Source organism: Mongoliitalea sp. (assembly GCF_054166905.1).
The window spans coordinates 75,088-89,094 of record NZ_JBSZCK010000040.1 but is presented as its reverse complement, the minus strand read 5'-3'; the positions used below and the strand labels follow the sequence as shown (position 1 = coordinate 89,094).

The 14,007-nt window shown below is 35.6% G+C and carries 9 protein-coding genes; 7 read left to right on the top strand and 2 right to left on the bottom strand.

Going from position 1 to position 14,007, the window contains the following annotated elements; translation table 11 throughout:
* The first annotated feature begins 41 nt into the window (after positions 1–41).
* The 7 genes from ACXIUD_RS14560 (at position 42) to ACXIUD_RS14530 (ending at position 11,580) form a co-directional block, all read left to right on the top strand.
* A complete protein-coding gene (locus ACXIUD_RS14560; RefSeq protein ID WP_458053374.1) occupies positions 42–617 on the top strand; it encodes a peptidylprolyl isomerase in 576 nt (191 codons plus the stop codon).
* 50 nt (positions 618–667) lie between these two features.
* Positions 668–5,566 carry a PAS domain-containing protein gene (locus tag ACXIUD_RS14555; protein WP_458053373.1) on the top strand — a complete coding sequence of 1,633 codons (4,899 nt, stop codon included), beginning with the start codon at positions 668–670 and terminating at the stop codon, positions 5,564–5,566.
* Positions 5,567–5,699: 133 nt separating this feature from the next.
* Complete coding sequence (locus ACXIUD_RS14550; RefSeq protein WP_458053372.1) at positions 5,700–6,089, top strand: response regulator; 390 nt, start codon at positions 5,700–5,702, stop codon at positions 6,087–6,089.
* Positions 6,086–7,279 carry a sugar transferase gene (locus ACXIUD_RS14545; protein ID WP_458053371.1) on the top strand — a complete coding sequence of 398 codons (1,194 nt, stop codon included), beginning with the start codon at positions 6,086–6,088 and terminating at the stop codon, positions 7,277–7,279. The genes ACXIUD_RS14550 and ACXIUD_RS14545 overlap by 4 nt, the downstream gene beginning before the upstream one ends.
* A complete protein-coding gene (locus ACXIUD_RS14540; protein ID WP_458053370.1) occupies positions 7,216–8,028 on the top strand; it encodes a TolC family protein in 813 nt (270 codons plus the stop codon). Before ACXIUD_RS14545 ends, ACXIUD_RS14540 begins: the two co-directional genes overlap by 64 nt.
* Positions 8,029–8,032: 4 nt before the next feature.
* Positions 8,033–10,120 (top strand): GumC family protein, encoded by a 2,088-nt coding sequence (locus ACXIUD_RS14535; RefSeq protein WP_458053369.1) that lies wholly within the window; start codon positions 8,033–8,035, stop codon positions 10,118–10,120.
* Entirely contained in the window at positions 10,120–11,580 is a 1,461-nt protein-coding gene (locus ACXIUD_RS14530) for an O-antigen ligase family protein (protein WP_458053368.1), read from the top strand. The genes ACXIUD_RS14535 and ACXIUD_RS14530 overlap by 1 nt, the downstream gene beginning before the upstream one ends.
* A 6-nt stretch (positions 11,581–11,586) precedes the next feature.
* Here ACXIUD_RS14530 and ACXIUD_RS14525 read toward each other — a convergent pair whose 3' ends face one another.
* Together ACXIUD_RS14525 and ACXIUD_RS14520 are read right to left on the bottom strand one after the other, a co-directional pair.
* Entirely contained in the window at positions 11,587–12,756 is a 1,170-nt protein-coding gene (locus ACXIUD_RS14525; RefSeq protein ID WP_458053367.1) for a glycosyltransferase family 2 protein, read from the bottom strand.
* Positions 12,757–12,762: 6 nt separating this feature from the next.
* A complete protein-coding gene (locus tag ACXIUD_RS14520; protein ID WP_458053366.1) occupies positions 12,763–14,004 on the bottom strand; it encodes a glycosyltransferase in 1,242 nt (413 codons plus the stop codon).
* Positions 14,005–14,007 lie beyond the last annotated feature (3 nt).

Here is a 14,007-nt window from a genome sequence, read left to right as displayed (position 1 = left end):
TATTACCTTCGAAAAAACAATAATTCCTATTGATACAGCTCATGAAAAAATCCCTCTTGATTCCTCTTCTTTTCCTAACTTTCTTTTGTAAAGGTCAAGACAAAATACCTATCGCCAAAATTGAAACCAGATTAGGTATAATCTATTTTGAATTCCATCAAGAGACGGTGAAGCATCAAGAATCCTTTATCCAATTAGCAGAGGCAGGGTATTGGGATTCACTAACATTTAATCGGGTCATTCCTGAGTTTGTAGCTCAAGGGGGCTGTCCCGATACCGAAGAAGGGTTTACCGACCCAGAATACTTACTTGAACCTGAATTTTTTCCTCAGTTAAAGCATGTATATGGAGCTGTGGGTGCTGGAAGAGATGATAATCCTGAAAAATTATCTGCCAGATGCCAATTCTACATTATTCACCGAAAAGAAGGTGTGCATAGATTAGACGGGGATTATACGGTCTTCGGGCAGGTAATAAAAGGGATGGATATAGTAGATGCAATAGTAAAGAGTCCCAGAAATGCTCAAAACCAACCTTTGGAAGACTTTCAATTAAAAATATCAATTGATTATTGGGAAAAAGATGAATTAAAGAATTTTAAAAGTCAAAAATTGTAAACAAAAACCTATCTTTAAATTACAAACCCAATAGATCATCAACACATCGGATGAAAAAACCCAACAAACCTATTTCCGAAGATCGTCGTTTACAAACTCTTCAGCAATACAATATTTTAGATACTGCTGCTGAACAAGATTTTGATTTTTTAACTAAAATTGCCGCAGAAATTTGCGGAACCCCTATTGCCTTTATAAGCTTAATAGATGGAGAGCGACAGTGGATAAAATCTAAAGTTGGAATGGATGTATCAGAGACTCCAAGAGATTTATCGGTTTGTGCGCATACCATCCTTACACCAAAAGAGGTGTTTGAAATAGAAGATCTTTCCAAAGATGAACGATTTATCGGCAATCCACTGCTAAAAAATGATGATTTTGAGCTCCTTTATTATGTTGGTGTTCCTTTAGTTTCTCCAAATGGAGAGGCAATAGGTACTTTGTGCGCTTTAGACATTATCCAGAAAAAAATTACGGACAAACAAAAGGAAACCTTGATTGGTCTTGCAAGACAGGTCATGAACCTCCTAGAAACCCGAAAACAAAACCAAGAATTAAAAGACTATCAAGCAAGAACCGAAGCTTGGAGTACCAATACTGAAGCTGTCTCATTCACTTGCTACAAAGATGAGGTCTTTAACTGCATATTTGTATCACAGTATATTCAAGAACTAACCGGAATTCCAGCATCAGAATTTATTGAAAACCCGCAAGTAGGCCTCTTAAGTATCACACATCCGGAAGATTTAGGCGCGATTAAGCAAAAAATAGACCAACAACTAACTAAAAAAGATACTTGGGATGTTACTTATAGAATCAAGGGACAAGGAGATGTTATCAAATGGGTACTCAACAGAGGAAGAATTCGAAAGCTTAACAATCAGGATATTTTGGATGGTATCTTGGTCGACATTACAGAAAAAATACAGACAGAGCAACTATATAAAACCATTTTCGAAAGTTCTGATAGCATTGTGTGCATTCATGACTGCCAAGGGAATTTACTTCACTTCAATCCTGCGGCAGCTAGGTCTCTAAGCTTTCAAGTAGAAGATAAAATTCCAGAAAAAATTCAGGACTTTATTTTTGAAGAGGATCTCCCCTATTTATCGGTTTATTTTGATGATTTACTCGCACAACAAAAAATCAATCTCAACCTTCGGCTTAAATCAAATAAACGTACCTCAATATATTGGTCTTGTCAATCCTCCTATCTTTATGAAGAGAATGGAAAAAAACTATTCATGATCAACGCTTGGGACATTTCCGAGCAACTGAAGACTGAAAGAAAACTCCAAGAATCTGAATCCCTTTTTAAAATCATCGCTGAAACCATCTCTGATGTATTATTTATTTATGATGCTAAAAGAAATAACTATCGATTCATTAGCCCTAATACCGAACGAGTCATAGGTGTAGAGCAATCCTATTTTTTTCAAACTAACGAATTTATTAAAGACTATGTATGTGATGAATTTAAAGAGGCTTGCCAAACGTTAAAAAACAGTCTGGATAAAAGTGATGGCTACGATTTTGAATACATGGTGAGCGTAAATGGCAAGGTAAAATGGCTTCGGGAGTCCGTACACTTGGTGAAAGGATATCAATCAGACGAAAGTATATTTGCTGGAAGAGTAACAGATGTCTCTGATAGAAAAGCTGAATTCCAGCATTTAGAAAATACGAAAGTCCAACTTGAGGAAATCGGGAAATTGGCCATGGTCGGGGGGTGGAATTTTGATGTCATGAACAATCACCTACAGTGGACTAAAATCACTTATGAAATACATGATTGTCCTTTAGAATATTTGCCTAACGTTCAAGATGGAATTTATTTTTATAAGGAAGGTGAGAGTAGGGAAAAAATCACACATGCATTCCAAAACCTATTGAAAAAAGGCTCCTCATATGATCTAGAGCTTGAAATCATTTCAGCTAAAGGAGTTAATAAATGGGTAAGAACCATAGGGAAACCTATTTTTAAAAATGGAGAAGTTGTGTCAATTATTGGAGTTTTTCAGGATATAACTGCTTCAAAAACTAATGCCTTGGAATTACAAAAAACTAAAAATCAAATAGAAAGTATTTTATCAGAAGTAAATGACATCATTTGGTCTGTTAGCTACCCAGAAAATAAAATGATTTTTTCTACACCTTCTGTCGAGCAGATTACTGGTTATTCTATTGAAGAATATTATGAAAACCCTGAAATTTGGAAATCCATTATCCATCCGGATGATCGAGGTGTAATCGAGGAAATTTTTGACTCAATTGAGTATAATGCCAGTTATTCAAAAATTTATAGGATAATTGATAAGAATGGTAACTTAAAATGGGTAAAAAATATAGGTCATATTGTTTACGATGAAAAAAAACACCCTATTCGAATAGATGGTAAAATAAGCGACATCACAGCTGATATTGAAATCCATGAAACTATGAGCTCGCAGCTAGAACTACAGAGCTTATTAATGAAGATCGCTACAGAATATATAAACCTAGATGTAAAGGACAGCGACTTCAAAATTAACAGTTCCTTAGAGTTGATTGGAAAGTATGCAGAAGCTGATCGGGCTTACATTTTTGATTATGATTGGGAAAACAATATTTGCACTAATACTTTCGAATGGTGTGAATCAGGTATTACTTCTGAACTCCCTAATCTTCAAGAAGTCCCTCTGGAAATTGTACCTCGATGGGTTTCCACTCATAAAAATAAAGACTTTATGTACATCGATAACCTGGAAAACCTCCCAGATGGCGATGGTGTAAAATCAATTTTAGAGCCCCAAGGAATAAAAAGCCTAATTGCATTACCAATTTTCTTTGAAGAAAATATATATGGATTTGTTGGTTTTGATTATGTTAAAAATGTGAGAACTCTCTCTGGGAATGAAATATCATTATTGCTTCTTTTTGCTCAAATTTTGGCCAATCTCAAAAACAGAACACTTCTTGAGCAAGACTTAATTGAAGCAAAAGAACGGGCGGAGAAAACTAGCCAATACAAATCTCAATTTTTGGCAAATATGAGTCATGAAATCCGTACACCACTCAATGGTGTGATTGGTTTTACCGACTTATTACTGAAGACACCACTTAGCCATGTTCAAAAGCAATATGCTGAAAATGCCAATATATCTGGAAAATCTCTTTTAGGTATCATTAACGATATATTGGATTTCTCTAAAATTGAAGCTGGAAAACTCGACCTTGAATTTATCGAGTACGACATTAATGAGATAGCAAACTCTTCCGTAGATATTATTAAGTTCCAAGCAAGTCAAAAACTATTAGAACTGATCCTAAACATACAGCCTGATTTGCCAAGGATAATGGTTTTAGATCCAATAAGATTAAAGCAAGTAATTATCAATCTCTTAAGCAATGCTGTCAAGTTTACCGAGGAAGGTGAAGTAGAGTTGAAAGTCCAATTTGATCGAAAAACAGACCAATTAGGAATACTTTATGTCGAGGTGCGCGATACAGGTATAGGAATCTCTGAGGAACAACAACAGAAACTCTTCCAGGCATTTTCACAAGCAGACAGTTCGACAACCCGTAAGTACGGAGGATCAGGCCTTGGCTTAACGATATCAAATTTGTTGGTCAACAAGATGGGGGGAAACATAGAACTTGAAAGTTATCTTGGTAAAGGTTCTATTTTCAAATTTGAATTTGAGGTGCCTTACAAAGACTTAAATACGAATGAAAAAGTTAGTTTAGATCTTCAGAAAGTTTTGATCCTAGATGACAACATTAATAACATCACAGTTTTAGAGGAAAATTTAAAATTTTGGGGAATACCATATGTAAGTACCCAAGATCCTTATGAAGCTTTGTCAATTCTGCTTTCAGATCCTAGTATTGACCTTGGAATCATCGACTATCATATGCCGATAATGGATGGGATTGAAGTCATTATGAATATCAGAAATGAACTAAAAATAGACAAAGATTCACTAAAACTAATACTATTACATTCTTCAACAGATACAGAGCTTTTGCGAAAGTTCTACAAGAAGTTTGACATCTCATTTGGACTTTTGAAACCTGTCAAATCAGATGAATTCTATAGTTTTTTGGCAAATATCAAAAACAAGCTTATAATCCAAGAATTCCAAGAAAAACAGGAAAAAACAGAAATTATTTATGCACCTGAAAGTTCTTATAATATCTTAATTGCAGAAGATATTGACATGAACTTATTACTGATTAAAACACTGGTACTTCAACAATTGCCAAAAGCAAGAATCTTTGAATGTAAAAATGGAGATATCGCATTTAAGACATTTAAAACCCAAAAAATTGATTTGGTATTTATGGATGTTCAAATGCCAAAAATGGATGGTATTGAAGCAACAAAAGGCATAAGAGCTTATGAGGCCAAGTTATCAAAAAAGAGAACACCTATCATTGCTTTGACAGCAGGTGCACTAAAAGAAGAACGTGAAAACTGTTTGAATGCTGGAATGGATGAGTTTTTAACCAAACCTGTTCAGTCTGATATACTGATCAAGGTAATTGAAAAATATCTCCTAAATCTTGATAAAGACAGTAGCCAAAATTACCCTATACAAACTTCTTCACCTCCCATTGAGGAGCTCAATAGCCCTTTATTTGAAAAACAAGGATTATTAGCTTTAGTCAGCCATGACATGACCCTATACAAAAACTTACTTGAAGCATCTTTGGATTTTGACAGACAGATCTCACTGCTGTTAACAGCTTTTGAATCTCATGACCGAATCCAAATCAAATCAGTTGCTCATGGAATTAAGGGTAGTGCACAGTCCATGTTCTTCACCCGTATGCATCAGTTAGTTCGGAAAATCGAAAATCAAATAGATGATTTAAGTGAGGACAAGCTAACCTTATTCATTCAAGAGGTGGAAAAAACATGGCAACAATTAAGGCCAATCATTGAGGAAGAAATCAAGAAGTACTAAGTAAAATAAGGGGAAAAAGCACTTAGAATCTCCAACTAAAAAATTTAAGTTTTGGCATTTTATTTACAATATTTACTTAATATTGATAAAAAATTACCGATTGTTTATAATCCACCCTGAAATACAAATTACTATGTCTAAAAAACATGTCTTGTTAATTGATGACCAGCCAGTCATGGGTATCTTATTAAAAAGTAAGCTTGAAAATGATTTTACTGTAGATATCAAACATAATGGAAAAGAGGCACTCGCATGGATTATGGAAGGAAATATTCCCGATGCAGTGGTTTTGGATTTAAATATGCCAGAAATGAATGGCATAGAATTCATTAAAGAGGTACGTAAATTTAATTACTTTGATAAAGTACCTTTAGTAGTACTCTCAGGGGAAGAAGGTGTAAACTCAAGAATAGAGGCTTTTCAAGTAGGAGCAGATGATTTCCTTATAAAACCATTTAATCCTGCCGAATTGACCATTCGTGTCAACAGGTTTTTTGATCGTTACAATTTCGATAAGCAATGAAAAAAAAACTGGTCTTTATCAAACCGGGATATGCGCTCAACAAAAATTCCAGATCCAACTTGGAACAAGCATTTGACTTGGAAATTGTTGAAGACATCTTTGCATTTGTAGCTCAGGCTAAAGAAAAATCAGACTTTGATGCTGTTATTTTTTTTGGAGCTTTAAAAAATCCTGAGTTCCTCAATTATGTACGCAAAGTTAGGCCCTATTCATTCAGGGATGGTTACATTTTATTGGCCATTGCTGATACAATTGATTCAGAGGACCGGAAAATCGCTATGAAAGAGGGGATTAGTGGCTTATTTCTTACCAAAGACTTAAGCAAGGAAGCTATATTTGAAACTATTCAAAAGATATTGAATGATCCTCCTCTGAGAGGTTTTCTAGATAAAGAAAATTCAAATGAAGTAGTCTTTACTAAATACAAAACACCACTTTGGAAAAGAGCATTTGACATCTTGGTGTCAGGCACGATTATTCTGCTGATCTCCCCTATCTTATTGTTAGTAGCTTTGGCCATACGCCTGGAGTCCAAAGGACCAATTTTCTACAAGTCTAAACGTGTAGGTACAGGCTGGGACATCATTGAATTCTATAAATTCAGATCAATGGTACCCGATGCCGATAAAAAATTGAAAGATTTAAGTCACTTAAATCAATACGCGAATCAAGCACCTGAGAAGACAAAGGAAGAAAAAGTGGCATTCGTACGTTGCGATACTTGCAAAAAGTATGACCAACCATGCGAAAGCTTACTCTTCAATGAGAGTGGTGAGCAGGTTTGTGAACTGACATTTAAATTAATGAAAAAAGGTGGTGAAGCAGCCTTTTTTAAATTGACAGATGATCCAAGAATCACTAAATTGGGTAAATTCCTAAGGAATTCAAGTATTGACGAACTACCTCAACTCTTCAATGTCTTGAAAGGAGATATGTCTATTGTAGGAAATCGGCCATTGCCAATCTATGAAGCAGAAAAACTGACTACTGATCAGTTTTCTAAGCGTTTTCTTGCCCCTGCTGGAATCACTGGACTGTGGCAAGTGACGAAGCGAGGAAAAGGTGGACCCATGTCCGAAGAAGAACGTATCGGACTGGATAACGAATATGCAGATAAATTTAGCCTATGGATGGACATCAAGATTCTATTGATGACCGTACCTGCCTTATTTCAGAAGGAGAATGTGTGATGAAGCAAGTAATACTTATTTTGATTTTTACATATATTGCAATTGGAGTTTCTAAAGCTCAAATTAGTGAAATCAAAACTACTGCCGTATCAAGTATGGTTGATTTTGATCTTATGCAAGACATTGCACTTCAACTTCCTACTTTGGAAGAGTTAACAAATATAGGGCTAGAGTACAGTCCGAAGATTCAAAAAAACATACATTTATCTCAAGCTGAAAAAGAAAAAATATTTTTAGAAAAACGTTTTTGGACTCAACATATTCAAGCTTTTTTTAATGTTTCAACTGGTAACCAAGGGATTCTTATAACAGGTCTTGAAGGAAGCAACTTTAATCAAATTGTAAATGGTTATCGATTTGGTTTCAACTTCAACTTCCCATTTTACGAACTGTTTTCTAGAAGTCCTAGAATCAAATTAGCTGAATATGAAACTAAAGCTGCGCAAGATGTCATCGATGAAATGAAATTATTGGTGGAAGAAGATATCTCTACCGCATATTTTAAATTGATTACGGCACAAAAGATTATGATTTCAAATACTAACTTTTTAGAGTTAGCGACCAATAGTATGCTACTATCAGAAAAGAAATTAATGGATAATCAAACCACTTTTTCAGAACACACACGAATTACTGAAATAAAAACACTTGCAGAAGAACGATATCATCGATCATATGCTGAGTTTTTATCTGCTTTTCGAAGTTTGGAAATCTTGGTTGGTATTAAACTAAGCCTTTTGAAAAATTAATCGCATGGGTCTGATCAATTTCAAGGAAATATTATGGTTATCAAAAAAGTACTGGTACTTGTTTTTGATTTTTCCTGTTACGATCGCAGCGACGATATTTTTTTTAACGAGAAATTCCCCAAAAATTTATGATTCCAGTACAGTCATATATACAGGTATTTCCTCTCGAAAAAGTGCTGATCTGACTGAGTCATTAAAAATAGACTTTTTTACTTCGAATAATTTGATGGATAACATCATTTCCCTTGTTAATTCTAGGAAATCGATCGAAGAGACAGGCCTTCGACTACTAGCCTTACATCTAAGCAAAGGAGAAAAAGATGAATCAGTTCTGTCGGAGCGAAAAAAAGCGGAATTAAAAAATCATATAAATGAACAATTATGGCAGCAAATTGCGGTTATAGATGATCCTGAAAAAACCTTTATTAATATTTTGAAAGATTTTGAAGAAAATCCTAATTCAACTTTTAGATATCTACTGAATAGCCACTATGACTATGGAATCAATGAAATTCAAAAGAAAATTCGGGTAGATAGAAAAAAGAGCTCAGATATGATCGAAATCAGCTATTATGCTGATGATCCTGCCATTTGCTACCATACCGTAAGGATTCTGGGTGAAGTCTACATGCAGCGATATAGTGAATTAAGGTATTCAGAAACGTCCTCTAGCGTTGAATACTTTGAGATGATGCTTGAGCGAGTTTTCAAGAAGTTGCAAGATTCAGAAGACCGACTGAAAGACTTTATTTCTGTAAACAAAATCATGAATTATTATGAGCAAGGAAAAAGCCTTGATTTATACAGAAAAGAATTGGAAATGGCTCAAAATGAAGCCCTCAGAATATCATTAGGAGCAGAATCCAGTTTAATCAAACTAGAAGAAAAACTTCAAAATTCGAACAATAGAAATACAGTAGTTGATAGTTTAAGCTCCTTAAGGTTAGAAGTTTCTAAGCTTAGGCTCCAACTCAACACCATTTTAGCCTCTGGTCGCACTGAGAGTGAAGAGGTTGTAGCTTTAAAATCGAGAATAAATCAGCTTAACAATCAAATCAACCTAGAAGTATCAAATCTCTATAGAAAAGATTTTCAAGTAGATGGCATACCCGCTACTAATGTACTATTAGAATGGCTTGATTTATATATCGAAAAAGAAAAGCAAGGAGTTGCCTCAGAAATCACCCTACGCTCTGTACAAACAGTAGAAGATCGGATATCTGAATTTGCCCCATTAGGAGCGGAATTAAAAAGATTGGAGCGAGAAGTGTCAGTAAATGAAAATGAATACTTGGTTATCCTAAATGGATTAAATCAAGCGAGACTTCAAAAAGAAAATCTTAAAATCTCTCAAACACAGGAAATAATTGATCCAGCTTTTTTTCCGGAAAGTCCTAGGCCTTCCAAAAATAAATTATTGGTCATAGGTGGAGCACTATTTGGAATCATCGCCTGTGTAAGTTTAATTATCATTTTTATCCTTTTTGATGATTCACTGAAAAACATCTTTAACGCACAATTGAAAACAGGGCTCAAAGTTTCTGCCTTCATGCCTGTTCAAACCAAAAAATCAGAAGATCTAGTGCAAGAAAGCTTAGAACAATTCTTAAACCAAGTCAATATACATTTCCTAAATACCAAGCATAACAAACCCTTTGTAATTTCAATCTTAAGTGAATTCAATACTTCTCAAGATGGTGAATTAGTCAAAATGATCGAGTCTTACAGTCAAAACAAAGGCTACAAATCGTTGATGATGCATGCAGGAAACGTTGATAATTATGGTCTTGCTTACAATTTAGATGATTACAAATCTAAAGACGCATCATGGAAAATATTTGATTTCAATTATTTCAATGAGCATAACTTTGATTTGATTTTTGTACTACACCCTAGTATGAAGTCTCAAAATCTTTCCTTTGATATGCTCAAGCAAAGTCACTGGATTCTCATCATGATTTCTGCGACTAGTTCTTGGAAATTATGGCATCAACGAATTGTTTCCATGATTGAAGATGGTTCTGGTATCAAACCAGAAATTTATTTAACAGACATAAGCAAAGACGAAGCAAAAGATTTCTTGAAATTTTAATGAAAAGAACTACAGCCCTAAGTCTTCAACAATTTACAAGTCCATGGTTCTTAATTCCATTTACCATTGTAGCTGGCTTGGTAATCGGTTTTTTGATCAATAAACTTCAATTACTTTTCCTTGTCTTCCTATTAGGCATGTTTCCTGTTTTTTTTCTTTTCAAAATTATTCATACCAATCCCATGAATGGGATAAAAATTGTATTGATTTTTTCATTTCTCGTGAATGGGCTTACCAGATATGTGACACAAGCGCCTTTGGGTTTAGGTGTTGATGCCTTATTGGCCTTGACACTCTTAATAAGTTTATTTTCTCCAAAATTACCCAACACCAAAAATCTCAATAACCTTATTTTTTACATTACTATTGCGTGGATGGGTTTTACCATATTACAGTTTTTCAATCCGGAGGCTCGTAGTAAAGCTGCTTGGTTTTATGCTGTGAGAGCTTATTCCATATATCAGTTATTGATGGTGGCTGTTCTACTATTTTACCTCACTAAAAAAAGTCAAGTATTCTCATTTGTAAATATCACTATTCTATGGTGTGTTTTTGCCGCATTTTGGGGGTTTAAACAGATCTTTATAGGATTAGATAATTTTGAATGGAACTGGCTTCTAAGTGGTCCAATCAAAACCCATGTGCTGTTTGGTGTATTAAGGGCTTTCTCTTTTTTGTCGGACTCGGGTCAATTTGGAGCAACCATGGGCTATGGTGCCATAGTAGCTTTATTGATCGCTTTGGGACCGCTACCCTTAAAAAAAAGAATCATATTTATAGTTGCTGGATTGATTTGTTTGTACGCAATGGCTTTAAGTGGGACAAGAGGTGCCTTGTTTGTACCGATTGGTGCTTCGGCTGCATATTTGGTTTCTACAAAGAATTTCAAAAGTATGATTCTTGGGGCTCTAGTAGTGGGTGGTATCTTTTTCTTTTTGAAATACACAACGATTGGAAATGAAAATTATCAGTTACGAAGAATGAGAAGTGCTCTAGACCCTGAAGATGCTTCGTTCCAAGTTCGACTGGAAAACCAAAAACGATTTAAGCAATACCTTGCAGTCAGACCTCTCGGAGGGGGTATTGGCACTTCTGGTTCATGGGGACAACGCTTCTCTCCCGGAACATTTTTAGCAGAAACTCCAAATGACAGTTGGTATGTTAAAGTCTGGGCTGAAACAGGAATTATCGGATTGAGCATACATGTATTGATGCTTTTTTCAATCATTATCTATGGTTACTACACTATTTTCAAGACCCGTGACCCGGTATTTAAACAATATTTAATGGCGATTCATGCGGGATATTGCGGCATCGTATTGGCGTCCTATGGAAATCCGATTCTCGGGCAATTCCCCTTAAACATTATGATCTACTTCACCTGGGTGGCTCTTTTCACGCACCAATGGAAAGATGAAGAGGGAGACACCAAGACTGTAGAAGAAGAAGTTAAAAATTAACCTAACCTATTCATTGGCACGCTTTGCTCGTTCCCAAGTTACTTGTTGCCTTCCTTTAAGCCACCTATTCAATCCCAGTAAAGCACAGTAGTTCATGACATAAAAATAATAAGGAACATAAAAACCTTTTAGCGTTACTCCTTTATCTCGAAGGATATGTCCCAACAATGCAAGAAAATAGAATGCATATTGCCCTATCAATAAAAATTCATAAAGCATATTTTCCGATTGAATGACTAAAAGATGGTTAAGGATAAAAACCACAATCAACAACATAGGTGTCAAAGTCCACCTGAGTACACGATGACTTACATACTGAAAAGTTAATGTAAAATCATGAAAAGGATTAATTGCCTTAGGAAGCCTGAAGATACTTTGCCAGCCTCCAGCAGCTATTCTAATTTTCCGCTTCATCTCCTCCCCTACGCTTGCACTGGCATATTCAGATGCTCTTGCCTCTGGGACATACTTTACTAAGTATCCCTTTTCAGCAATCTTCATGGTAAGCATAAAATCATCTAAGAGTGTATCATCCGGTAAAAACTCAAATAACTCTTTTCGATAGCCCATCAATTCCCCTGCACCTCCCACCATAGTATGGTAGTTACTATCCATTTTTTTGAGCCATGATTCATATTTCCAATAGATCCCTTCACCTTTACTACTTGCCCCGTCTTCCTCGGAAGTGATGATGTACTTCTCTCCAGTGACTGCACCTACTCGCTGATCTGCAAAAGCCTGAACCATCACCATAACAGCCTCTTGATTGAGAATGGTGTTGGCATCACAAAAAATTAGAATTTCTCCAGTTGAAATACCAACTGCACGTTTCATTGCTGCCAATTTTCCTTTTCTAGCTTCCGAATGAGTGGCTATCACTTCAGGATAAGCAGTCGGTATTTTTTCAGAGCCATCGCTCGTGCCATCTGTTACAAAAATGATTTCAAATTTTTCTTTTGGATAGTTTAATTCTAGCGTGTTAGCTATTTTTTGATGAAGAAAATCACCCTCATTAAAACAGGGAACAATTAGTGTCACTTCTGGCAACTGATTTTCCTCAAATGAAGGCACCTGAGTTTGCTCTCCTTTCAGTTTGTTTAATAGTGCAATTAAGATCCCATAACCAAGATAGGTATAGAAAATAATGAACAGAGCGCTTAGAAAGATATATTCCATGATTTTTTAGGTGTTTAAATAGGTCTCATAAGCCATATCCCAGAATAAATCCACCCTATGTGCCCATGAATTCATTTTGGTTTGTTCGTATCTCAATTGAATAAGGGTATCTGAATTATTGAGTATAGCGTGATCAATAGACTCAATAAAAGTATCATGCGATTCCGCTACCGTGACTACTTCTTTGAAGGATTGAATATCCGGTGAAAATGAAGTGGTCACCACGGATTTCCCCGCAGCAAGGTATTCATTGATTTTGAGTGGATAAATATTCCGTGTCAGTTCATTGCATTTGAAAGGAATAATAACAACATCAAAGTATTTTAGATAGGATGGTAACTGCTCTAGTTTTTTTGGACCTGTGAAATAGATGTTAGGAATAGCATCCAAATCAATGGTTGTGTGCTGCTTATCCTCTCTTGGTCCTACCAGTACAAATGATTTGTCTACATGCTTTTGAGCTAACTTCAGAAGTAATTCATAATCTATCCGCTGACAGACATTACCCGTATATCCCACCATTGGTCCCGGAATACTTTTGATATCCTGAGGCATTTCCAAATCTTTTTCCCATGCCATCTTAAACAAGTCCGTATCTCCACCATTGGCGAATAAATGAACTGTCTTTCCAGAGGCTTTAGAAAGGTCATCAGACAAAGAACGGGAGGTGGCAATAGCTAAGTCTGAAGATTGAATAGCACTTACTTCCAAGTATTGCCCATGTTTTCGTGTAAATTCATTGATGGCAGTAATGGCATCTCTAGAATGATATACTGTAAAAACCGGATTCAAAAACTCATGAGGTTGATACAGGTAAGAAGGGTTAAAGCTGTTCCAAAAAATAAACTCGCTAATTCCATCTTTTTGAAGGGTACTACCGATAGCCGAAGCAACCTTGCTATTGTTTAATCTACTTAATTGATTATACAACCAACCAGGAGAAGCCCAGTTTATCGGCAAAACCAATGGAGGTGTAATTGACTTTACACTACTATGGTCATGTTGGATTAAGACCTTTGAAATTTCTTTACCTGAAAGCAAGGCGTTTTTCCGGGACTTAACTGAGTCAAGTCCGCGCTCCCGCCAATAATCTGTCCAAGTGTACGGGTAATCTACATAGTACACGTTCGTTGATTTCCCAAACTCTTTGGCTAAAGACCAAGATGCAGAAGAAATATAACCATCCCAACGGGACATAGATATCATGACTATAGGCAACTTTTTAAACTCTTCAAATGACTTTTTCATAAT